Annotated in this window: 22 protein-coding genes; 6 read left to right on the top strand and 16 right to left on the bottom strand. The window is 64.8% G+C overall.

What is annotated here, in order from left to right; all coding sequences use genetic code 11:
* Positions 1–45: 45 nt before the first annotated feature.
* The 3 genes from NJH59_RS13725 to NJH59_RS13715 form a co-directional block, all read right to left on the bottom strand.
* A complete protein-coding gene (locus NJH59_RS13725) occupies positions 46–1152 on the bottom strand; it encodes an NADH:flavin oxidoreductase/NADH oxidase (protein WP_043863198.1) in 1107 nt (368 codons plus the stop codon).
* A gap of 107 nt (positions 1153–1259) precedes the next feature.
* Complete coding sequence (gene recJ, locus NJH59_RS13720) at positions 1260–2969, bottom strand: single-stranded-DNA-specific exonuclease RecJ (protein WP_253086887.1); 1710 nt, start codon at positions 2967–2969, stop codon at positions 1260–1262.
* A gap of 45 nt (positions 2970–3014) precedes the next feature.
* Positions 3015–3557, bottom strand: a complete 543-nt coding sequence (locus NJH59_RS13715; protein ID WP_054915026.1) for a YaeQ family protein — start codon at positions 3555–3557, stop codon at positions 3015–3017.
* Positions 3558–3710: 153 nt separating this feature from the next.
* Between NJH59_RS13715 and NJH59_RS13710 the strand changes: the two genes are divergently transcribed.
* Both NJH59_RS13710 and NJH59_RS13705 read left to right on the top strand, forming a co-directional pair.
* Entirely contained in the window at positions 3711–4910 is a 1200-nt protein-coding gene (locus NJH59_RS13710; protein ID WP_043863195.1) for a CaiB/BaiF CoA-transferase family protein, read from the top strand.
* Positions 4911–4918: 8 nt separating this feature from the next.
* Positions 4919–5776: a TIGR02285 family protein gene (locus NJH59_RS13705; RefSeq protein WP_043863194.1), complete on the top strand. Its 858-nt coding sequence runs from the start codon at positions 4919–4921 to the stop codon at positions 5774–5776.
* Between the two features lie 171 nt (positions 5777–5947).
* Here NJH59_RS13705 and NJH59_RS13700 read toward each other — a convergent pair whose 3' ends face one another.
* From NJH59_RS13700 to xerD, 6 genes are all read right to left on the bottom strand, one after another.
* A complete protein-coding gene (locus NJH59_RS13700; protein WP_054915027.1) occupies positions 5948–6235 on the bottom strand; it encodes a DUF3509 domain-containing protein in 288 nt (95 codons plus the stop codon).
* Positions 6236–6352: 117 nt separating this feature from the next.
* Positions 6353–6751 (bottom strand): response regulator, encoded by a 399-nt coding sequence (locus tag NJH59_RS13695; protein WP_100633061.1) that lies wholly within the window; start codon positions 6749–6751, stop codon positions 6353–6355.
* 227 nt (positions 6752–6978) lie between these two features.
* Positions 6979–8388, bottom strand: a complete 1410-nt coding sequence (thrC, locus tag NJH59_RS13690; protein ID WP_253086886.1) for a threonine synthase — start codon at positions 8386–8388, stop codon at positions 6979–6981.
* Between the two features lie 27 nt (positions 8389–8415).
* Entirely contained in the window at positions 8416–9720 is a 1305-nt protein-coding gene (locus tag NJH59_RS13685) for a homoserine dehydrogenase (protein WP_043863191.1), read from the bottom strand.
* 81 nt (positions 9721–9801) lie between these two features.
* Entirely contained in the window at positions 9802–10539 is a 738-nt protein-coding gene (dsbC, locus tag NJH59_RS13680) for a bifunctional protein-disulfide isomerase/oxidoreductase DsbC (protein ID WP_043863190.1), read from the bottom strand.
* Positions 10540–10690: 151 nt separating this feature from the next.
* A complete protein-coding gene (gene xerD / locus NJH59_RS13675) occupies positions 10691–11587 on the bottom strand; it encodes a site-specific tyrosine recombinase XerD (protein WP_043863189.1) in 897 nt (298 codons plus the stop codon).
* 68 nt (positions 11588–11655) lie between these two features.
* On the opposite strand from xerD, the gene NJH59_RS13670 reads away from it, so the two are divergent.
* On the top strand, positions 11656–13458 hold the full coding sequence (locus tag NJH59_RS13670; protein ID WP_078480092.1) for a sodium:proton antiporter: 1803 nt from the start codon (positions 11656–11658) through the stop codon (positions 13456–13458).
* Positions 13459–13479: 21 nt separating this feature from the next.
* Here the strand turns inward: NJH59_RS13670 and NJH59_RS13665 are convergent, their stop codons facing one another.
* The 6 genes from NJH59_RS13665 to ffh form a co-directional block, all read right to left on the bottom strand.
* A complete protein-coding gene (locus NJH59_RS13665; RefSeq protein WP_043863187.1) occupies positions 13480–13887 on the bottom strand; it encodes an acyl-CoA thioesterase in 408 nt (135 codons plus the stop codon).
* Positions 13888–13983: 96 nt separating this feature from the next.
* Positions 13984–14334 carry a 50S ribosomal protein L19 gene (rplS, locus tag NJH59_RS13660; protein WP_043863186.1) on the bottom strand — a complete coding sequence of 117 codons (351 nt, stop codon included), beginning with the start codon at positions 14332–14334 and terminating at the stop codon, positions 13984–13986.
* Positions 14335–14376: 42 nt separating this feature from the next.
* On the bottom strand, positions 14377–15129 hold the full coding sequence (trmD, locus tag NJH59_RS13655; protein WP_043863185.1) for a tRNA (guanosine(37)-N1)-methyltransferase TrmD: 753 nt from the start codon (positions 15127–15129) through the stop codon (positions 14377–14379).
* 3 nt (positions 15130–15132) lie between these two features.
* Positions 15133–15669, bottom strand: a complete 537-nt coding sequence (rimM, locus tag NJH59_RS13650; RefSeq protein ID WP_043863184.1) for a ribosome maturation factor RimM — start codon at positions 15667–15669, stop codon at positions 15133–15135.
* A 5-nt stretch (positions 15670–15674) separates the two neighbouring features.
* Complete coding sequence (gene rpsP / locus NJH59_RS13645) at positions 15675–15926, bottom strand: 30S ribosomal protein S16 (RefSeq protein WP_028942918.1); 252 nt, start codon at positions 15924–15926, stop codon at positions 15675–15677.
* Positions 15927–16164: 238 nt separating this feature from the next.
* Positions 16165–17541 (bottom strand): signal recognition particle protein, encoded by a 1377-nt coding sequence (gene ffh, locus NJH59_RS13640; protein WP_043863183.1) that lies wholly within the window; start codon positions 17539–17541, stop codon positions 16165–16167.
* A 205-nt stretch (positions 17542–17746) separates the two neighbouring features.
* On the opposite strand from ffh, the gene NJH59_RS13635 reads away from it, so the two are divergent.
* The 3 genes from NJH59_RS13635 (at position 17747) to NJH59_RS13625 (ending at position 21144) form a co-directional block, all read left to right on the top strand.
* Positions 17747–18550, top strand: coding sequence for an inner membrane protein YpjD (locus NJH59_RS13635; RefSeq protein ID WP_162484878.1), 804 nt, complete (start codon positions 17747–17749; stop codon positions 18548–18550).
* A 10-nt stretch (positions 18551–18560) separates the two neighbouring features.
* A complete protein-coding gene (locus NJH59_RS13630; RefSeq protein WP_253086885.1) occupies positions 18561–19760 on the top strand; it encodes a transporter associated domain-containing protein in 1200 nt (399 codons plus the stop codon).
* 73 nt (positions 19761–19833) lie between these two features.
* Positions 19834–21144, top strand: a complete 1311-nt coding sequence (locus NJH59_RS13625) for an MFS transporter (protein WP_043863180.1) — start codon at positions 19834–19836, stop codon at positions 21142–21144.
* Between the two features lie 101 nt (positions 21145–21245).
* On the opposite strand, the gene purT is transcribed toward NJH59_RS13625, so the two are convergent.
* Complete coding sequence (purT, locus tag NJH59_RS13620; protein ID WP_253086884.1) at positions 21246–22427, bottom strand: formate-dependent phosphoribosylglycinamide formyltransferase; 1182 nt, start codon at positions 22425–22427, stop codon at positions 21246–21248.
* Between the last annotated feature and the right edge of the window lie 26 nt (positions 22428–22453).

Below are 22453 nucleotides of genomic sequence, written 5' to 3'. Positions count from 1 at the left end.
GGTACCTGCGCAGGAGGGCCGCTCGGCGGCCCTTTGGCATAGCCTTCAATCGCGCAGGTCGGACTCGTGGATCGGCTGGTCGCGGTGGGTCGCACGCTGGTACTGCGCCGGCCATATGGCCTTCTGCCCGCCCAGGTCGTCGTCGGCATGCAGCGGCCAGTACGGATCGCGCAGCAGCTCGCGGGCCAGCAGGATGATGTCGGCCTGGCCGGTGCGCAGAATGTGCTCGGCCTGGGCCGGCTCGGTGATCATGCCCACCGTGCCGGTGGCGATCCCCGATTCCTTGCGCACCCGCTCGGCAAAGCGTGTCTGATAGCCAGGCCCGGTGGGAATCTCGGCATTCATCGAGGTGCCGCCCGACGACACGTCGATCAGGTCGGCGCCCAGGGCCTTGAGGCGCTTGGCCAGCTCGACGGTTTCATCCGGGTTCCAGCCATCCTCCACCCAGTCGGTGGCCGATACCCGCACGAACAGCGGCAACTCCGACGGCCACACCTCGCGCACCGCCTCGGTCACCTGCAGGGTCAGGCGAATGCGGTTCTCGAACGAGCTGCCGTACTGGTCGCGACGCTGGTTGCTCAATGGCGAGAGAAACTGGTGCAGCAGATAGCCATGGGCGGCATGCACCTCCACAACCTTGAAGCCGGCCACCAGTGCACGTCGGGCTGCCTCGACAAAGGCCTGGATCACCTCGTGGATCTGCCCTTCGCTCAATTCGGTGGGCGCCGTGTGCTGCGGGTCGAAGGCGATTTTCGACGGCCCCACCGGCACCCAGCCACCGTCCTCGGGCTTGACGCTGCCGTGCTTGCCCAGCCACGGCCGATGCGTGCTGGCCTTGCGCCCGGCGTGCGCCAGCTGAATGCCGGGCACCACGCCCTGGGCTGTGATGAAGCGGGTGATGCGTTGCAGGGGGGCGATCTGTTCGTCGCACCACAGGCCCAGGTCCTGGGCGGTGATGCGGCCCTCGGCCGTGACGGCGGTGGCTTCGGTGAAGATCAACCCGGCACCGCCGACCGCGCGGCTGCCCAGGTGGACCAGATGCCAGTCGTTGGCCAGGCCGTCGACGCTCGAATACTGGCACATCGGCGAGACCGCAATGCGGTTGGGCAGCGTCAGTTGACGCAGGGTATAGGGCTCAAGCAGCAGGCTCATGGGGCACCTCTCCAGTCTCCGAATGGTGGACCGGACCGAGCGCCTTGGCTTCCCCGCGGCTCAGTGCCGGTCTCTGAGAGACTAGACCAGTTTGCCCACCCAGGGGTTCAGCGCGGCTCGATGTGGGCGATCATCAACTGCACCGTCTCGTTGCCGCGAAACTCGTTGACGTCCAGCTTGTAGGCCAGCTCCACCCAGCGCACGGTGGGGTTGGGCCATACCTCGCGGTCGATGCCGAAGGCGATGCCGTCGAGGGTCACCGAACCGCATTCGCTCTTGAGCACCACCTTCAGGTGACGCTCGCCCACCACCCGCTGCTGCACCAGCTGGAACACGCCATGAAACAGCGGCTCGGGAAAATGCTGCCCCCACGGCCCGGCGTTGCGCAGGGCGCGGGCCAGCTCCAGGTGGAACTCCTCGACCGCCAGGCTGCCGTCGGACAGCAGCCGGCCGGTGAGATCGTCCTCCTGCAACTGGCGGCGGACTTCTTCGTCGAACGCCTGGGCGAACGCCGGGAAGTTCTCGGCCGGCAGCGACAGCCCCGCCGCCATGGCGTGCCCGCCGAACTTGCTGATCAGCTCCGGGTTGGCCGCCGCCACGGCGTCCAGCGCATCGCGAATGTGAAAGCCCGGCACCGAGCGCGCAGAGCCCTTGAGCATGCTGTCGCCGGCATCGGCAAAGGCGATGGTCGGGCGGTGATAACGTTCTTTCAGACGCGAGGCCAGAATGCCGATCACGCCCTGGTGCCAGTCAGCCTCGTACAGGCACAGACCGAACGGCATCGACTCCAGCGGCAGGTCCTTGAGCTGGGCCAGCGCCTCGCGCTGCATGCCCTGCTCGATGGACTTGCGGTCCTGGTTCAGTTCGTCCAGCTGCACCGCCATCTCGCGGGCCAGGGTCGGGTCGTCGCTGAGCAGGCATTCGATGCCCAGGCTCATGTCGTCCAGGCGCCCGGCAGCATTGAGCCGCGGGCCCAGGATGAAGCCCAGGTCGGTGGAGGTGATGCGCGCCGCTTCGCGCCGGGCCACCTCGAGAATCGCCTTGAGCCCCGGGCGCGCACGACCGGCACGGATGCGCTCCAGGCCCTGGTGCACGAGGATGCGGTTGTTGGCGTCCAGCGGTACCACGTCGGCCACGCTGCCCAGCGCCACCAGGTCGAGCAGCTCGCCGATGTTCGGCTGCGGGCGGTCGTCGTAGCGGCCCAGGCTGCGCAGGCGCGCACGCAGCGCCATCAATACGTAGAAGATCACCCCGACCCCGGCCAGTGCCTTGCTCGGAAACTCGCAGCCCGGCTGGTTGGGGTTGACGATTGCATCGGCCGCCGGCAGCGCATGGCCTGGCAAGTGGTGGTCGGTGACCAGCACCTTCAGGCCGGCCGCCTTGGCCGCCGCCACGCCTTCGACGCTGGAGATGCCGTTGTCCACGGTGATCAGCAGCTGCGGCGTGCGCTGCAGTGCCACCTCGACGATTTCCGGGGTCAGCCCGTAACCGTATTCGAAACGGTTGGGCACCAGGTAGTCGACGTGCGCGGCGCCCAGCAGGCGCAGGCCCAGCACGCCCACGGTGCTGGCCGTGGCACCGTCGGCGTCGAAGTCGCCGACGATCAGGATGCGCTGGCGCTGGTCCAGTGCCTCCACCAGCAGGTCTACCGCCGCGTCGATACCCTTGAGCTGCTGATAGGGCAGCAGGCGTGCCAGGCTCTTGTCCAGCTCGACGGCGCTCTGTACGCCACGGGCGGCGTACAGGCGGGTCAGCAGGGGCGGCAGGTCGCCAAGAAACGGCAGGGTGGACGGCAGTGAACGCGGTTCGATACGCATGGAGTGATCAAGGCTTCTCTGGTTTGAAAAAGGTCGGCGGGCGGATCAGCCGCGCTCGCCCAGCAGCCATTGCAGCTGGACTTCGTGCTGGCCGCGGTCGTCGGTGACGAACACCGTGCCTTCGCTGATCATCACATCCCACTTGATGGCGCGTGGCATGTCCTTGGCCAGGACCTCCAGCACCTCTTGCGGCACGGCGGCGATGTTGAGGTTCTTCAGGTTCTTGACCGCCGGGATCACCTTGGTTTCCCACACCCGCAGGCTGCCGTAGGCCAGCAGGCTGGTGCGCTCGGTGCGGCGCGAGCACCAGGTCAGGCGGTCGGCATCGGGCTGGCCGACTTCGATCCAGTGCAGCACCCGGTCATCCAGGCTTTTTTCCCACAGCGCCGGCTCGTCGACGTCCGACAGGCCGCGACCGAACGACAGCTGCTCGTTGTACCAGAGGGCATAGGCCAGCAGGCGCACGGCCATGCGCTCTTCGGTTTCCGAAGGGTGGCGGGCGATGGTCTGCTTGACGCTTTCGTACACGCCGCGGTCGAGATCGGTGAGGTTCAGTTCAAACTTGTAGGTGGTGGACGGCTGGGCCATGGACGGGCTTCTGGTAACAGGAAAAGTCGCCCAGTCTAACCGATGCGCTGGCAATCAACGAACCGAACCGTACAATCTGCGGCCAACAGCAGTATCTGCCGCTGCCGCCCTGTGATAAAAACTAGCGCTCTGCCCTGCTGCCACGGAAGCCCCATGTCGTTGCCCACCAAACCGCTTGCCGGCCTCAAAGTCATCGAACTCGGCACCCTGATCGCCGGCCCCTTCGCCTCGCGCATCTGCGCCGAATTCGGCGCCCAGGTGGTCAAGGTCGAATCGCCCGATGGCGGCGACCCGCTGCGCAAATGGCGCAAGCTGTACGAGGGCACCTCGCTGTGGTGGTTCGTGCAGGCGCGCAACAAGCAGTCGCTCACGCTCAACCTCAAGCACCCCGAAGGCCTGGCCATTCTCAAGCAGCTGCTGGGCGAGGCCGACATCCTGATCGAGAACTTCCGCCCCGGCGTGCTGGAAAAGCTCGGCCTGGGCTGGGAGGTACTGCACGCGCTGAACCCGAAGCTGGTGATGGTACGCCTGTCCGGCTTCGGCCAGACCGGGCCGATGAAGGACCAGCCCGGCTTCGGCGCGGTCGGCGAGTCGATGGGCGGGCTGCGCTACATCACAGGTTTCGAGGACCGCCCGCCGGTACGCACCGGCATTTCCATCGGCGACTCGATTGCCGCGCTGTGGGGCGTGATCGGCGCACTGATGGCGCTGCGTCATCGCGAGGTCAACGGGGGCCAGGGCCAGGTGGTCGACGTGGCCCTGTACGAGGCCATCTTCGCGATGATGGAGAGCATGGTGCCGGAGTTCGACGTGTTCGGCTTCATCCGCGAGCGCACCGGCAACATCATGCCGGGCATCACCCCCTCCTCCATCCATACCAGCGCCGATGGCAAGCATGTGCAGATCGGCGCCAATGGCGATGCGATCTTCAAACGCTTCATGCAGGCCATCGGGCGCGACGACCTGGCCGCCGACCCGGCGCTGGCCAGCAATGACGGGCGCGACCTGCGCCGCGACGAGCTGTATGCAGTGATCGACCGCTGGGCCCGCAGCGTGCCGCTGGACACCCTGATGCAGGTGCTCAACCAGGCCCAGGTGCCGGCCAGCCGCATCTATTCGGCCGAGGACATGTTCAGCGACCCGCAGTTTCTCGCCCGCGAGATGTTCCTCCAGGCCAGGCTGCCCGACGGCAAGCCGTTCAAGATGCCGGGCATCGTGCCCAAGCTGTCGGACACCCCAGGCTCCAGCGAATGGGTGGGGCCGGCGCTGGGCGAGCACACCGCGCAGTTGCTGGGCGAGCTGGGCTATGACGCGGCGCAGATCGCCCATCTTCGCGAACAGGGCGCGGTCTGAGTCGCGCCATGTGCTGCAACCTGCACGGCGCACTGCTGGCTGTGCTGCTGAGCCTGCTGCCTGCCTCGAGCTGGGCCAAGGAAACCCTCACCTGGCTGTTGCGCGACCTGCCGCCGCTGACCGTGTTCGAGGGCCCCAAAACCGGCCAGGGCGCCATGGACCAGCTGCTGCCGCTGCTCATCGCGCAGATGCCCGAGTACCAGCACAGCATCGTGCGGGTCAACCGCGCGCGCGGCATGCAGATGCTCCAGGAACCCTCCTTCACCTGCGACCCCACGCTGCTGCGAACCCCGGAGCGCGAGCGCTTCGTGAAGTTCTCGATACCGGCGCTGGCTGCGCAGAGCAACATGGTGATTGCCCGCCAGAGTGACCAGGCAAGCCTTGCGCCGTACCTGCACGATGGCGAAATCGACCTGGACGCCCTGCTGGCAAGCAACACGCACAAGCTCGGTGTCGTCGGCCAGCGCAGCTACAGCCCCGCCGTGGACGCGATACTGGCCAACGCCCCGCCCGCCACCATCAGCCGCCATTACGGCAACGATGCGGTGGGCAGCCTGCTGCAGATGCAGCAGCTGGGGCGCCTGAACCTGCTGCTGGCCTACTGGCCGGAAGTGCGCTACATGAACGAAAAGCAGCCGCAGCCCCAGGCCCTGACGTACTTCCCGATCAAGGGCGTGGCGCGCTACCAGCTGACCTACGTGGGTTGCTCCGACACCCCGCTGGGCCGCGAGGCCATCAGCCACCTCGACCAGTTGCTGCGCAACCTGCGCCTGCAGACCCTGGCGCCGCTGTATGCACAATGGCTAGAGCCCGACCAGCGCAAGACCTACCTCGATGCGGCGCGCGAGCTGCTGAGCCAGCACTGACCCCGGCACGCGCTTTTACGCAGGCAAAAAGAAACCCCGAGCGGTGGGGATGCCGTCGGGGTTAAACGAGGGCTGCTTGGAGCCTCGCACGAACAGCCTGGCGGCATCGGAGCAAAATGCCGTTCAACTGTCCTTAAGCTGTCTGAGTACCTGTCTGGACAAAGGTTCCCGTCACGCCGCAACGATTTGCGCGCGGCCCTGGCGGGCATGTTTGAGGGCTGCGATCACGCAGGGTTGCAGGCGTCCTTCGTGGATGCGCAGGTCACGTTGGATACCGTCCACCAGGTCGATGAGCAGGCGCTGGTCATGCAGCTGGCTGGCCTTGACACTGCGCTGCAGCACGGTGTCGCCGGCAGGGTCGACCAGCTGCAGGTCGAAGTCGGCACTGGCATGCCGGGAGGTCAGCGTGACCTGATAGGGCGTCAATGCTTCACTTAGCAACAAGCTGATATTGTCCATCCATTCACCGTTCACGTTGTTGTTGAAGGGGGTCTTTCACTGACCCTCGGCACAGGCTGAAAGTTCTGCCGCGGCGCGCTGCACGTTCATCGAGCATGCCCGGTGCACATGACAGATTCATGCCACGGGCCCGGCCTCCGGGTGTTGCAGCAGCAACGGGTGCAACTGGCTGGGGCTGGCTGGCGCGGGGGGGCTGCCCAGCACCCGCAGGCCCGACAGCTCGATCAGTTCGACAACCCCCTGGAGCACGCTGCGCCTGGCGCCACTGAGGACAATCAGGGCACTGGCAAGGCCGTGCAGCGCCAGGTGCTCGACGAAGCCCATGCCATCGTGCTCGGGCGACAGCGGGTCACAGATGACGATATCCACCGGCCCCCGTCGTTCGAGCACACCGTGCGCCTGGAGGGTCGTTTCAGCCACGCGCACGTCGTAGATGCCCAGGCCATTGAGCATCTGGTGCAGGTTCATCAGCCGATAGGCATGGGGCTCCAGAAGCAGAACCTTGAGTGAGCGCATGGGCGACTCCGGATTGGACGGGCGCCCACTCTAGGAAAGCCCGCGCGGGCGTCCCATAGGAAAAATCCGAAACCAGGGGGCGGCAACGTCCTCCTGTCGCCACGGTATCGACGCGTCGCGTCGGTTCGCCAGCAAGCCAGGTTCCTGCCGTGGCATGGCGGGCCGCGCAACAAAAAGCCCCGGGGCTTGCGCACCGGGGCCTGGTTCAACGCTGCATACCGCTGCCGTCAGAGCGGCTTGCCACGGTTGCCGTGCTGGCTGACGAAGGCCTGCACCGCTTTCAGGTCGTTGGCCAGTACCGTGCATTTCTCCTCGCGGGAGAACAGGTCGGTCAGGTGCGCCGGCAGCTCCAGGGCCTTGCCCACGCCCGCCTTCTCCACCGCCTCGGGGAACTTGACCGGGTGCGCGGTACCCAGCACCACCATCGGCGTGTCCAGGTTGCGACGGCACTCGCGGCCGGCCTTGACGCCAATCGCGGTGTGCGGGTCGAGCACTTCGCCGGTTTGCGCGAACACGTCGGCGATGGTCTCGCAGGTTTGCGCATCATCCACCGCCAGCGAATCGAACAGCTTGCGCGCCTCGGTCCAGCGGTCTTGCTCGACGCTGAAGCCGCCACCCTGCTTGAAGGTGTCCATCAGGCCGGCAATCTCGGCGCCATTGCGACCGTGCAGGTCGAACAGCAGGCGCTCGAAGTTCGACGACACCATGATGTCCATCGACGGCGACAGGGTGGCGTGCAGGGTTTCCTTGACGTACTGGTTGCCGCTCATGAAGCGGTGCAGGATGTCGTTGCGGTTGGTTGCCACGATCAGCTGGCTGATCGGCAGGCCCATGTTGCGCGCCAGGTAACCGGCGAAGATGTCGCCGAAGTTGCCGGTAGGCACCGAGAACGCCACCGAACGCGCCGGGCCACCCAACTGCAGGGCGGCGTGGAAGTAGTACACGATCTGGGCCATGATCCGCGCCCAGTTGATCGAGTTCACGGCCACCAGGCGGGTGCCCTTGAGGAAGCCCTGGTCAGCGAAGCTGGCCTTGACCATCTCCTGGCAGTCGTCGAAGTTGCCTTCGATGGCGATGTTGTGGATGTTCTCGCCGAAGATGGTGGTCATCTGGCGGCGCTGAACTTCCGACACACGCTGGTGCGGGTGCAGGATGAAGATGTCGACGTTGTCGCAACGCCGGCAGCCTTCGATGGCAGCCGAACCGGTGTCACCGCTGGTGGCACCGATGATCACCACGCGCTCGCCGCGCTTGGCCAGCACGTGATCGAGCAGGCGGCCGAGCAGTTGCAGGGCGAAGTCCTTGAACGCCAGGGTCGGGCCGTGGAACAGCTCCAGCACCCACTCGTTGCTGTTCAGCTGACGCAGCGGGGCAACCGCGGCGTGAGCGAACTCGCCGTAGGTTTCTTCGAGGATCTTCTTGAAGTCGGCATCGGCAATGGAGCCGGTGACGAACGGGCGCATCACCCGGAAGGCCAGCTCGTGGTACGGCAGGCCGGCCCACGAGGCGATTTCTTCCTGGGTGAAGCGCGGCAGGTTTTCCGGCACGTACAGGCCGCCATCGCTGGCCAGGCCGGCCAGCAGGACATCTTCAAAATTCAGGGCCGGTGCCTTGCCGCGGGTACTGATGTAACGCATGACCTATTCCTCTAACTCAAAGACGGCTCAGTTCAGTTGTTCGACGCGGATGCGCACAACGCTGCCAACCACATCCTGCAAGGCTTCCAGGGCGGTGATCGCGTCGTCCATGCGCTGCTCGAGCACGCTGTGGGTGAGCAGGATCATCGGCACCAGGCCATCGTGCTCCTCGACTTCCTTCTGCATGATCGACTCGATATTGATGCCGCGCTCGGACAGGATGCTCGCCACCTGGGCCAGCACGCCCGGACGATCCTTGGCCTGGATGCGCAGGTAGTAGGCGCTCTCGCAGGCTTCGATCGGCAGGATCGGGTGAGCCGACAGCGAGTCGGGCTGGAAGGCCAGGTGCGGCACGCGGTTTTCCGGGTCGCTGGTCATGGCACGGACCACGTCGACCAGGTCGGCGATCACCGACGAGGCGGTCGGTTCCATGCCGGCGCCGGCGCCGTAGAACAGGGTGGAGCCTGCGGCATCACCGTTGACCATCACCGCGTTCATCACGCCGTTGACATTGGCGATCAGGCGGTCGGCCGGAATCAGCGTCGGGTGCACGCGCAGTTCGATGCCATTGGCCGTGCTGCGGGCCACGCCCAGGTGCTTGATGCGGTAGCCCAGCGCTTCGGCGTAGTTCACGTCGGCCGTGGTCAGCTGGGTGATGCCTTCGGTGTAGGCCTTGTCGAACTGCAGCGGGATACCGAAAGCGATGGACGCCAGGATGGTGAGCTTGTGCGCGGCGTCGATGCCCTCGACGTCGAACGTCGGATCGGCCTCGGCATAGCCCAGCGCCTGGGCTTCGGCCAGCACGTCGGGGAAGGTGCGGCCCTTCTCGCGCATTTCGGTGAGGATGAAGTTGCCGGTGCCGTTGATGATACCGGCCACCCAGTTGATGCGGTTGGCCGACAGGCCTTCGCGGATCGCCTTGATCACCGGGATGCCGCCGGCCACGGCCGCTTCGAAGGCGACGATGACGCCCTTCTCGCGCGCCCTGGCGAAGATCTCGTTGCCGTGCACGGCAATCAACGCCTTGTTGGCGGTGACCACGTGCTTGCCGTTCTCGATGGCCTTGAGCACCAGCTCGCGGGCAATGGTGTAGCCGCCAATCAGTTCAATGACGATATCGATCTCGGGGTTGCTCGCGACCTCGAACACATCAGCGGTAATGGGGGTACCGGTAATCTGGCAGTTCGGGTTTGGCGTACGCATGGCGATTTGTGCCACTTCGATTCCACGCCCGGCGCGGCGGGCAATCTCCTCGGCGTTACGCTGAAGTACATTGAAGGTACCGCCACCGACGGTCCCCAACCCACAGATGCCTACTTTGACCGGTTTCACTGTGAACTCCCCATTGAACGACCGGCCATGCGCCGGTCGAAAAAACAGCCGTCTCCCCATGGTGACGGCTCACTGATTGAATTACTTGCTTGCGGTCAATGCCAGCTTGGCCACTTGCGGCGCCGGCTGATAACCCGGGATCACCTGACCGTCCTCGAGCACGATGGCCGGTGTGCCGTTGACGCCGATCGACTGCCCCATCTGGAACTGCTTGCTGACCGGGTTCTCGCACTTGGCGGCCTTGATTTCCTTGCCGTCGACCATCTTGTCCATGGCCGCCTTACGGTCGGTGGAACACCATACCGCCTGCAGCTGCTGGTCACCCGACGAGCCCAGGCCCTGACGCGGGAAGGCCACGTAGCGCACCTCGATGCCGCGCTTGTTCAGCTCGGGCACTTCGGCATGCAGCTTGTGGCAGTACGGGCAGGTGGTGTCGGTGAACACGGTGATGTGCGACTTGGTTTCGCCCTTGGCAGGGTAAACCACCATTTCGGAAGCCGGAATCGCATTGATGGTCTTGGCGATGGCCACGCGCTCGGCCTTTTCGGTCAGGTTGACCGGCTTGCCGTCCTGGATCTGGAACAGATAGCCCTGTACCAGGAACTGGCCGTCGGCGCTGGCGTACAGCACACGGCCGCCCTTGAGCTTGACCTCGTACAGGCCGTTTACCGGGCTGGCAGCGATGCTGTCGACCGGTATTTCCGACTCCAGCGACTGCAGCGACTTGCGAATCGCCTGCTCGGCATCGTTGGCCGCAGCCACGGCGAAGGAACTGGCCAGCGCCAGGGCGGCGGCGGCTAAAATCTGGGTCACGCGCATGAAAACTCCTGAAGGCGGACAGGGGGCCGAAAGCGGAACAGGCGTACCGAAAAACGGCCGCGATCCAGGGCCCGGGTGTAAACCGCGAAAGCGTACCACATTCGCCGCCCTGCATTGACTGCTGGCGACGCATGCAATGTGCGATCAGCGCTCAGCCGCGAGGGTGATGACGGGCATGCAGTTCCTGCAGGCGGGCGCGGGCCACATGGGTGTAGATCTGGGTGGTCGACAGGTCGCTGTGGCCCAGCAGCATCTGCACCACGCGCAGGTCGGCGCCGTGGTTGAGCAGGTGGGTAGCGAAGGCATGGCGCAGGGTGTGCGGCGACAGCGCCTTGCCGATCCCGGCCACCTGGGCCTGGTGCTTGATGCGGTGCCAGAAGGTCTGGCGGGTCATCTGCTCGCCACGCTGGCTGGGGAACAGGACATCGCTGGGGCGGCCGTTGAGCAGTTCGACGCGGCCGTCGCGCAGGTAACGTTCTACCCACACCACCGCCTCCTCCCCCATCGGCACCAGGCGCTCCTTGCTGCCCTTGCCCATCACCCGCAGCACGCCCTGGCGCAGGTTGACCTGATCGAGGGTCAGGCTCACCAGCTCGGTGACGCGCAGCCCGCAGGCATACAGCACCTCGAGCATGGCGCGGTCGCGCTGGCCGATGGCCTCGCCAAGGTCGGGAGCCTTCAACAGGGCCTCCACATCGGCCTCGGACAGGGACTTGGGCAACGGCTTGCCCAGTTGCGGCATGTCGACCTGCAGGGTCGGGTCGAGGGCGATCAGCTTCTCGCGCAGCAGATAGCGATAGAAGCCACGCGCGCCCGACAGGAACCGCGCCGTGGAACGGGGCTTGTAGCCCTGGTCGAGGCGCCATGCCAAGTGGTCCAGGATCAGCTCGCGACCGGCATCGGGCAACACCATGCCACGTTCCTGAAGCCAGCCGTTGAACAGGGCCAGGTCGCTGCGGTAGGACGCTCGGGTGTTGTCGGAAAGCCCCTTCTCCAGCCACAGGGCGTCGAGGAACTGGTCGATCAGCGGGTGGTCGATGGCGGGCATGAAGACTCGGTGGTAGGCCGTAAAAATACCGCTAGTCTTCCATAACACCGCCGGCATAGGGAGCCCGAATGAACGAACAAGAGATATTGCTGGCATTCGGCGGGATCGGTGTCGCGGCCCTGGGCTGCCAGTGGCTGGCCTGGCGGCTGAAGCTGCCGGCGATCCTGTTCCTGCTGCTCAGCGGCATAATGGCCGGGCCGATCCTGGGTTGGCTCGACCCGCAGGAAATGTTCGGCCCGCTGCTGATGCCGCTGGTGTCGCTGGCGGTGGCGCTGATCCTGTTCGAGGGCAGCCTGACCCTGCACCTGTCGCAATGGCGCGAGATCGGCACGGTGGTGCGGCGCATGGTGACCCTCGGCGCGCTGTCCACCTGGGTGGTGATCAGCGCGGCCACCCACTGGCTGCTGGGGTTCGACTGGCTACTGGCGATCCTGTTCGGCACCCTGACCCTGGTCACCGGGCCGACCGTGATCGTGCCGATGCTGCGGGTGGTACGGCCCAAGGCGGCGGTGGCCAACATCCTGCGCTGGGAAGGCATCGTCATCGACCCGATCGGCGCCCTGCTGGCGGTGGTGGTGTACAGCTTCATCATTGCCAGCGCCGCTGGCGACGGCCTGAGCCAGAGCCTGCTGACGTTCGCCGGGGTGATCCTGTGCGGCAGCGCCTTCGGCGTGGCCGGTGGCTGGCTGCTGGGCCAGGTGATCCGCCATCAATGGCTGCCCGAGTACCTGCACAACCTGGCCTCGCTGGCAGCGGTGCTGGGGATCTTCATCGCCTCCAACCAGGTGATGCACGAGTCGGGGCTGCTGGCGGTGACCCTGATGGGCATGTGGCTGGCCAACATGAAGGGCGTGGATGTGCGCCAGATCCTGCACTTCAAGGAGAACCTCAGCGTGCTGCTGATCTCCGGCCTGTTCATTCTGCTGGCGGCGCGCCTGGACCTGAATGCCCTGCTCGGCCTGGGCCCTGCGGTGCTGGCCCTGCTGCTGGTGATTCAGCTGATTGCGCGGCCGCTGAACGTGGCGCTGTCGACCTGGGGCTCGCAGCTCAACTGGCGCGAGCGTGCGCTGCTGGCCTGGATCGCCCCGCGCGGCATCGTGGCCGCGGCAGTGTCGGCGATTTTCGCGATACGCCTGGACGAGGCCGGGCACGCGGGGGCCTTGCTGCTGGTGCCGCTGACGTTCGCGGTGATCATCGGTACGGTGGTGCTGCAAAGCGCCACGGCGCGGCCGCTGGCGCGCCTGCTCAAGGTGGCCGAGCCTGCCCCCAGCGGGTTTCTGATCGTGGGCGCCAACGCGCCGGCCAGGGCCCTGGGCACGGCCTTGCAACAACTGGGCAGCCGGGTGCTGCTGGCCGATTCGAGCTGGGAGAACATCCGCGCGGCGCGCATGGAGGGGTTGCCGACCTATTTCGGTCACCCGGCCTCGCAGCATGCCGATGCGCACCTGGACCTTGTAGGCCTGGGGCACCTGTTGGGGCTGTCGCCGGCGGGCGAGCTCAACACCCTGGCATGCACGCGCTTTCGACATGATTTCGGGCATCAGCGCCTGTTCGTGCTGGCCAGCGGGCTGGAGCGCCAGCGCAGCGACAAGCACCGCGCCAGTGACGAACATCGCGGGCGCCTGTTTGGCAGCCAGGCGTTGACCTATGTGCAACTGGCCAACCTGTTCAACCAGGGCGCCGAGCTGTACACCACGCACCTGACCGAGGCGTTTGGCTGGGCGGACTACCAGGCGTTGCATGGCGATCGCGCGACCTTGCTGTTTGCCCGCGATGCCAGTGGCTGGGTGTATGTGGTAGGACCGGATACGGCGCTGAAGCCGGGGCCTGGGTGGACGCTGGTGGCGCTGGTCCAGCCGCAGGCAGGTTGATCGCGCGGGCTTGTTGGCCGTTCAGAAGCCGGGCAACACCGGCACCGGCCGCTTGTCTTCATCGATGGCGACGAAGCTGAACAACCCGTGAATCGCCTTCTCGCGACTGTCGCAGCTCATGCTTTCGACAAACACCTCCACCTCGACCTTCAGGCTGGTGGTACCCACCTTGACCACCGTCCCCACCAGTTCCACGATCGAGCCGGCGGCAATCGGGTGCTTGAAATCGATGCGGTCGGTCGACACCGTCACCAGCGGCAAGCGGCAGAAGCGCGTGGCGGCAATGAACGACACCTCGTCCATCCACGCCAGCGCGGTGCCGCCGAACAGGGTGTTGTGATGGTTGGTGGTCGAGGGGAACACCGCCTTGGTCACGCGGGTCACCGACAACTGGGTACGGCGCTGGATCTCTTGCTCTCTACTGTTCATGACATCTCTGAAACACGAATGACGGACAACAAAAAAGCAGCCCGAAGGCTGCTTTCTTTTCGCATGGCGGTCCCGTGCCCGCCGGTCAAACTAGCCTCAGGCCAGTTTTTCCTTGATGCGAGCGGCTTTGCCGGACAGGTCGCGCAGGTAGTACAGCTTGGCTTTACGCACGTCACCACGACGTTTCACGGCCAGGCTGTCGATCTGCGGGCTGTAGGTCTGGAAAGTACGCTCTACGCCAACACCGTTGGAGATTTTACGAACAGTGAAAGCACTGTTCACACCACGGTTACGCTTGGCGATAACAACACCTTCGAACGCCTGCAGACGCGAACGGTCGCCTTCCTTCACTTTCACCTGAACGACAACAGTGTCGCCTGGGGCAAAGGTCGGGATCTCTTTGGTCATCTGCTCGGCTTCGAGTTGCAGAATGATTTTGTTGGTCATGCTGTGCTCCTAAGATAGGTCGTCAGACCCACCATCGATACGTTAACTATCGTCCCGCTCTCGGAGATACTCCTCGAGCAGCTTCTTCTCTTCTCCAGAAAGTGAGCGACTTTCCAGAAGATCGACGCGTCGTTCATAGGTCCGCCCAAGGGACTGCTGTAAACGCCAGCGCCGGATGTGTGCATGGTTGCCACTGAGCAACACGTCGGGAACACGCTGATCCGCATACACCTCCGGTCGGGTGTAGTGCGGGCAATCGAGCAGACCATCGGTGAAGGAGTCTTCCTCCGCCGAGTCCGCATGCCCTAAAGCTCCGGGCAGCAGCCGCGTAACCGCATCGATCAGGACCATCGCCGGCAGCTCGCCGCCAGACAGTACATAGTCGCCAATCGACCACTCTTCATCGACATGAGCCTGAATGAACCGCTCGTCAATGCCTTCATAACGACCTGCGATGAGAATCAACGACTCTGCATTCGCCAGTTCGCGTACCGCCGACTGATTCAGCTGACGGCCTTGTGGCGACAGGTAGATCACCTTCGCCGCTTCCCCTGCCTGCTGCCTGGCCTGAACCAGCGCATCTTCCAGGGGCTTGATCTTCATCACCATGCCCGGACCACCGCCAAACGGCCGATCATCCACGGTGTGGTGGCGATCTGTGGTGTAGTCCCGCGGATTGTGGCAGGTCAGTTGCAACAACCCCTGCTTTACCGCGCGGCTGGTAATGCCGTACTCACTGATGGCCGAGAACATCTCGGGGAACAACGTAATCACTTCGACACGAAGGCTCGCCATCGTCTAGAAGTCCGCGTCCCATTCCACCCTCATTTCGCCTGCAGCCAGGTCGACCTTCAACACGCACTGCCCGGTATAGGGCAACAGGCGTTCACGATCATCCAGACTGCCCACGCAGGGCTTGACCACCATTACATCGTTCGCGCCGGTCTCCAACAGGTGATCAACCGTGCCGAACAGCTGTTCGTCCTGGTTGATGACTTTCAGACCTACCAACTGGTACCAGTAGTACTCGTCTTCGGTCAGGTCGGGCAAAAGGCTACGCGAGATGCAAATCTCGTAACCGCTCAGAAGACGGGCTTCATCGCGATCGTCGAGGCCTTTGAGCTTGGCAACCAGATCCTTTTGAGTGGATCGGCCGCTGACCAGCTCGACCTGCTTGACCACACCTTCGCGCCGGAGCGTCCAGTTGCGGTAATCCAACAGGTTTTCAATCGGATCGGTAAAGGAAAAGACCTTCACCTCGCCGCGAACGCCGTGAACCGAAAAAATCTTGCCAACAACGATCAGGTCATCAGCTTTTTCTGGCGTCGCGCTCATACTATTCAGGCAGCAGCCTTAGCAGCATCTTTCAGCAGTTTTGCAACGCGCTCGGATGGCTGTGCGCCAACGCTCAGCCAGTGAGCAACGCGATCCTGCTTAACGGACAGGCGAACTTCCTGGCCACGAGCGATAGGGTTGAAGAAACCAACCTGCTCGATGTGCGAACCGGTAACCGGGTTACGCGAGTCGGTCACGGTCAGGGTGTAGAATGGGCGCTTTTTGGAGCCGCCACGGGCAAGACGGATGGTTAGCATAGAACATCGTTCCTGTAGTCGGTGCTGCAAATCATAATGCACAGCGGGCACACGGGTGCCCGAAAGGCCGCATATTCTCAAGGAATACACGGACTTTTGCAAATGCCTTTTAACGGCGAGCGACAAGCCGCCGTGCTGATCTGCGAATGAGCCGCTTCTGTATATAGAAGGCGGCACGGGTCCCGCCAGCGGCGGGGTTCCGGTCGGTGCCCCACGGGAGGCACCGGCCTGAATGTGGTTACAGCTTGGGCATGCCGCCGCCAGGCAGCATGCCGCCAAGGCCGCGCATCATCTTCGACATGCCGCCCTTGGTGGAAAACTTCTTCATCATCTTCTGCATCTGCTTGTGCTGCTTGATCAAGCGGCCGATGTCCTGCACCTGGGTGCCCGAGCCCATGGCGATGCGGCGCTTGCGCGAACCGCTGATCAGCTCGGGGTCGCGGCGCTCGGCCGGGGTCATGGAGTTGATGATCGCCTCCATCTGCTTGAACTGCTTCTCTGCCGCGCCCTGGGCATTGCCCATCTGCGACAGGTTGACGCCGCCGATGCTCGGCATCTTGTCCATCAGGCCGCTCAGGCCGCCCATGTTCTTCATCTGCTGCAGCTGGTCGCGGAAGTCCTCGAGATCGAAGCCCTTGCCCTTCTTCAGCTTCTTGGCCAGCTTGTCGGCCTTTTCCTTGTCCAGGGTCTGCTCGGCCTGCTCGATCAGGCTGAGCACGTCGCCCATGCCCAGGATCCGCGAGGCAATGCGGTCCGGGTGGAACGGTTCGAGCGCTTCGCTCTTCTCGCCCATGCCGATGAACTTGATCGGCTTGCCGGTGATCGCGCGTACCGACAGCGCGGCGCCGCCACGGGCATCACCGTCGACCTTGGTCAGGATCACGCCGGTCAGCGGCAGCGCCTCGCCAAACGCCTTGGCAGTGTTGGCGGCGTCCTGGCCGGTCATGGCATCGACCACGAACAGGGTCTCGATCGGCTTGACCGCAGCGTGCAGCTGCTTGATCTCGCCCATCATCTCGGCATCGATGTGCAGACGCCCGGCGGTGTCGACGATGACAACGTCGATGAACTTGAGCTTGGCTTCGCGAATCGCCGCCTCGGCGATGGCCACCGGTTTCTGGGTGATGTCCGACGGGAAGAAGGTCACGCCGATGTCGTTGGCCAGGGTTTCGAGCTGCTTGATGGCCGCCGGACGGTACACGTCGGCCGACACCACCATCACGCTCTTCTTTTTGCGCTCCTTGAGAAAGCGCGCCAGCTTGCCGGCGGTGGTGGTCTTGCCCGCACCCTGCAGGCCGGCCATCAGCACAACGGCAGGCGGCGCGCTGTTGAGCGCGAGGTCTTCGTTGGCCGCGCCCATCAGCTCTTCGAGTTCGGCCTGGACGATCTTCACGAACGCCTGGCCAGGCGTCAGGCTGCGCGACACCTCGGTGCCGACCGCGCGTTCCTTGACCTTGTTGACGAAATCCTTGACCACCGGCAGGGCGACGTCGGCCTCGAGCAACGCCATGCGCACTTCGCGCAGGGTGTCTTTAATATTGTCCTCGGTGAGCTTGGCTTTACCGGTGACATGGCGCAGCGTCTGTGACAGACGGTCGGTCAGGTTTTCAAACATGGGGATCCTTTCAGGCTCTGTAGAACCGAGGTTTATCAGCTGCCCCTGGCGCATTAGGCCAGCCTTGGGCAAGGGCAGGCCGGCGATTATAGCGAAGACTCGCGCACGCGCACACCATGGCGTCGGCCACCAGTCTTCCTTGGCAGGCGCGTTGTATGCCAAACTCAGGGCCTTTCGGGCTTGCCTAACAGGACTTATGCTCCCCTTGTCACCCAGCTTGCTACCCAATCTGATCGCCGCCTGCCTGTACGCCGCCGCGATTTTCTATCAAGGCACCCGCCTGGCCCGAGGCACCAAGGCCGACAAGCGGCTGCTCGGAATGCTCGGCGCCTTCGCCGTGGTCGCTCAGGGCACCGCGTTGTGCTGGCAGCTGCTCACGCCGCTGGGCCTGAGCCTGGACTTCTTCAGCGCCGCCAGCCTGATCGCCACCGCAGTGATTGCCCTGACCCTGGTCGCCACCCTGCGCATCCCGGTGGAGAACCTGTTGCTGCTGCTGTTCCCGCTGGGCCTGCTGACCGCGCTGATGGCGCAGTTCGCGCCCTCGGGCACGGTGCCGCTGGTCAACGAGGAGCCCGGCATCCTGGCGCATATCCTGCTGTCGATCCTGGCCTACGGGCTGTTCACCATCGCGGTGTTCCAGGCCTTGCTGCTGCTGGTGCAGGATTACCAGCTCAAGCACAAGCACCCCTCGGGCCTGATCCGCAACTTCCCGCCGCTGCAGACCATGGAGAGCCTGCTGTTCGGCTTCCTGTGGGCCGGCTGGGCGCTGCTGTCGCTGTCGCTGATCTCCGGCTGGCTGTTCCTGGACAACCTGTTCGCCCAGCACCTGGTGCACAAGACCCTGCTCGCCTGCGTGGCCTGGATCGTCTTCGGCGTCCTGCTGTGGGGCCGCACCCGCCTGGGCTGGCGCGGTCACAAGGCGATCCGCTGGACCCTGGCCGGTTTCTGCCTGCTGATGCTGGCGTATTTCGGCAGCAAGCTGGTACGCGAATTCATTCTGCATATCTGACAGGCGACCTATGAACACTCTGCCGTTAGGCCCACAGGTCGCGGTACTGGCACTGACCCTGGTGTGGTCGGCGCTGTTCAGCGCAGTGGATGCCGCCCAGCAGCAACAGGGCGGCACCCGCCGCAATGGCCCCAGAAGCGAACGTGCACTGATGCTGGGCGCCACCCTGGGCAAGCTGCTGGTGTTCGCCCTGGCCTCGCTGCTGGGCTTTGCCCATGCCGGCGAGCGCGGCTTCTGGCTGGCCTGCACGGCAGCGGCACTGGCCGTGCTGGTGCTCACCGACTACCTCCCCCGCCAGCTGGCCCGACGCTACCCCGACGTCCTGCTGGGCCTGGGCGAGAGCCTGCTCAAGGTGCCGCTCATGCTGCTGCAGCCACTGGCCTGGCTGCTCGATGGCGTTGCACGCCTGTTGCTGCGCCCCTTCGCGGGCAAGGTCACGGCCGTCACCCAGCATGACAATCGCCACGACACCCCCGGCGCCTCCGGTGCGCCGGACGAGGAACATGCCCAGCACAGGAGCGACCTGCTCGGCAGCCTTCAGGCGCTGGACAAGGTGACGGTCAACGACATCCTGGTGCCGCGCAACGATGTCGACGGGATCAACCTCGACGAGCCGATCGAAAAGATCATCGAGCAACTGATCGTCAGCCGTCACACCCGCCTGCCGGTGTTCCACAGTGATATCAACCAGGTCGAGGCGATCCTCAACACGCGTCAGATCAGCCACCTGCTGCCCAAGGCCGAGCTGACCCTGGCCAACCTGCTGGCGGCGTGCTACGAGCCATACTTCGTGCCCGAAAGCACCCCGCTGCAGCTGCAGCTGCTGAACTTTCACAAGCAGCAGCGGCGCCTGGGCGTGGTGGTGGACGAATATGGCGAAGTGCAGGGCATCGTCACCCTGGAAGACATTCTTGAAGAGATCGTGGGCGAGTTCGAGGAAGAGCACAGCCTGGACAACCCGCACATTCACCCGCAGCCCGATGGGCGCTACGTGATCGAGGGCAACATTTCGATCCGCGAGCTCAACCGCAGCCTGGGCTGGCACCTGCCCAGCGACGGCCCGAAAACCCTGAACGGCCTGGTGACCGAGGCGCTGGAAAGCATCCCTGCCAGCGCGGTGTGCCTGAAAATGGGCCGTTATCGCATGGAAATCCTCGAAACCGAGGACAATTGCGCCAGCCGCATACTGGTCTGGACCGTTTCCCGCTAGCTATACTCGAGCCCGCCGGCGCTTGCCCGCGGCAGGTGCCGGAGCCTTCGCAGCACTCGACAGGGAAACGTTCATGACGACCAGCAGCACCTATAACAACAACGATGAAACCGCAGCGCCCCCAGTCAACTCGCCCGCCCGGGTAGCCACGGCCAGCTTCATCGGCACCGCCATCGAGTTCTACGACTTCTACGTATACGCCACGGCAGCGGCCCTGGTGATCGGCCCGGTGTTCTTCCCGCAGACCTCGGGCACCGCGCAGATGCTCTCGGCCTTCCTCACCTTCGGCATCGCGTTTCTGGCGCGCCCGCTGGGTTCGGCGCTGTTCGGCCATTTTGGCGACCGCATCGGCCGCAAGTCGACGCTGGTGGCCTCGCTGCTGCTGATGGGCATCTGCACCACGCTGATCGGCGTGCTGCCGGGTTACGACAGCATTGGCGCCTGGGCGCCGATCCTGCTGTGCCTGCTGCGCTTCGGCCAGGGCCTGGGGCTGGGCGGCGAATGGGGCGGTGCAGCGCTGCTGGCCACCGAGAACGCGCCCAAGGGCAAGCGGGCGTGGTTCGGCATGTTCCCGCAGCTGGGCCCTTCGATCGGCTTTCTGGCGGCCAACGGCCTGTTCCTGACCCTGGCCATGACCCTTTCCGACGAGCAGTTCCGCAGCTGGGGCTGGCGCATTCCGTTCCTGCTCAGCGCCGCGCTGGTGATCGTGGGGCTGTATGTGCGGCTCAAGCTCGAGGAGTCGCCGGTGTTCGCCAAGGCCGTGGCGCGCCACGAGCGGGTGAAGATGCCGGTGGTCGAGCTGTTCGCACAGTACTGGGCGCCGACCCTGCTGGGCGCGGCGGCGATGGTGGTGTGCTATGCGCTGTTCTACATCTCGACGGTGTTCTCGCTGAGCTACGGGGTATCGACCCTTGGCTACAGCCGCGAGACCTTTCTGGCACTGCTGTGCTTTGCGGTGGTGTTCATGGCCCTGGCCACGCCGCTGTCGGCCTGGCTGAGCGACCGGTACGGACGCAAGCCGGTGCTGATCGTGGGTGGGGTGCTGGCCATCCTGTCGGGGTTCACCATGGAGCCGCTGCTGACGTCGGGGTCGACCGCGGGCGTGGCGCTGTTTCTGGCCATCGAACTGTTTCTGATGGGGGTGACGTTCGCGCCGATGGGGGCGCTGCTGCCTGAGCTGTTCCCCACGCACGTGCGCTATACCGGGGCCTCGGCAGCGTACAACCTGGGCGGGATCGTCGGAGCCTCGGCGGCGCCGTTCTTTGCACAGAAGCTGGTGGCCATGGGCGGCCTGAGCTGGGTGGGCGGGTATGTGTCGGCGGCGGCAGTACTGAGCCTGATTGCAGTGCTGTGCCTGAAAGAGACCCGGCATACGGAACTCTGAAGACAGGCTGCTGCGCAGCTATCGCGGGTCAGGCCCGCTCCCACAGGCATCATCACTGTTTCTGTGGGAGCGGGCCTGACCCGCGATGACGTACTAAAGCCTTACAGCTCTACGCTGACTGCCTGCGAAGCCCGGGTCGCCTTGGCCCGCGCGGCTTCGATCGACTCGTCACGCGCCAGGCACACGCCCATGCGCCGCTGGCCATTCACCTCTGGCTTGCCGAACAGGCGCAGCGCGGTGTCCGGCTCGCTCAGCGCCGCGCCGAGGTTGGCGAAGGCGGTCTGCTGCGAAGTGCCTTCCACCAGAATCACTGCCGAAGCCGACGGCCCGAACTGGCGAATCAGCGGAATCGGCAGGCCCAGGATCGCCCGCGCATGCAGCGCGAACTGCGACAGGTCCTGGGAGATCAGGGTCACCAGGCCAGTGTCGTGCGGGCGCGGCGAGACTTCGCTGAACCACACCTGGTCGCCCTTGACGAACAGCTCCACGCCGAACATGCCGCGACCACCCAGGGCCTCGGTCACCGCACGCGCCACGCGCTCGGACTCGGCCAGCGCCTTGGGGCTCATCGCCTGCGGCTGCCACGACTCCTGATAATCGCCCTTCTCCTGGCGATGCCCGACCGGCGCGCAGAAGGTGGTGCCGCCCACATGGCGCACGGTGAGCAGGGTGATCTCGTACTCGAAGTCGATGAAGCCCTCGATGATGACCCGGCCCTTGCCGGCACGCCCGCCTTCCTGGGCATAGTCCCAGGCAGCCTGCACGTCATCGACGCTCTTGAGCAGGCTCTGGCCCTTGCCCGACGAGCTCATCACCGGCTTGACCACACACGGGAAGCCGAGGTCTTCGACGGCCTTGCGGTAGTCTTCGAAGGTGTCGGCAAAGTGGTAAGGCGAGGTTGGCAGGTCCAGCTCCTCGGCGGCCAGGCGGCGGATGCCCTCGCGGTTCATGGTCAGCTGCGCGGCTCGTGCGGTCGGCACCACGGTAAAGCCTTCGGCTTCCAGCTCAACCAGGGTGGCGGTGGCGATGGCTTCGATTTCCGGCACGATGTAGTGCGGCTGCTCGGCCTCGATCACCGCGCGCAGGGCGGCGCCATCGAGCATGTTGATCACGTGGCTGCGGTGCGCCACCTGCATGGCCGGGGCATCGGCGTAACGGTCCACGGCAATCACTTCAACGCCCAGGCGTTGCAGCTCGATCACCACTTCCTTGCCCAGTTCGCCACAGCCACACAGCAGTACTCGGGTCGCGGTCGGCGACAAGGGGGTTCCGATACGGGTCATCTCAGGTCCTCAGAGGGAAGGAATCC

Source organism: Pseudomonas sp. VE 267-6A, from assembly GCF_024126555.1.
GTDB lineage: Bacteria > Pseudomonadota > Gammaproteobacteria > Pseudomonadales > Pseudomonadaceae > Aquipseudomonas > Aquipseudomonas palmensis.
This window is presented reverse-complemented; position numbering and strand designations above follow the sequence as displayed.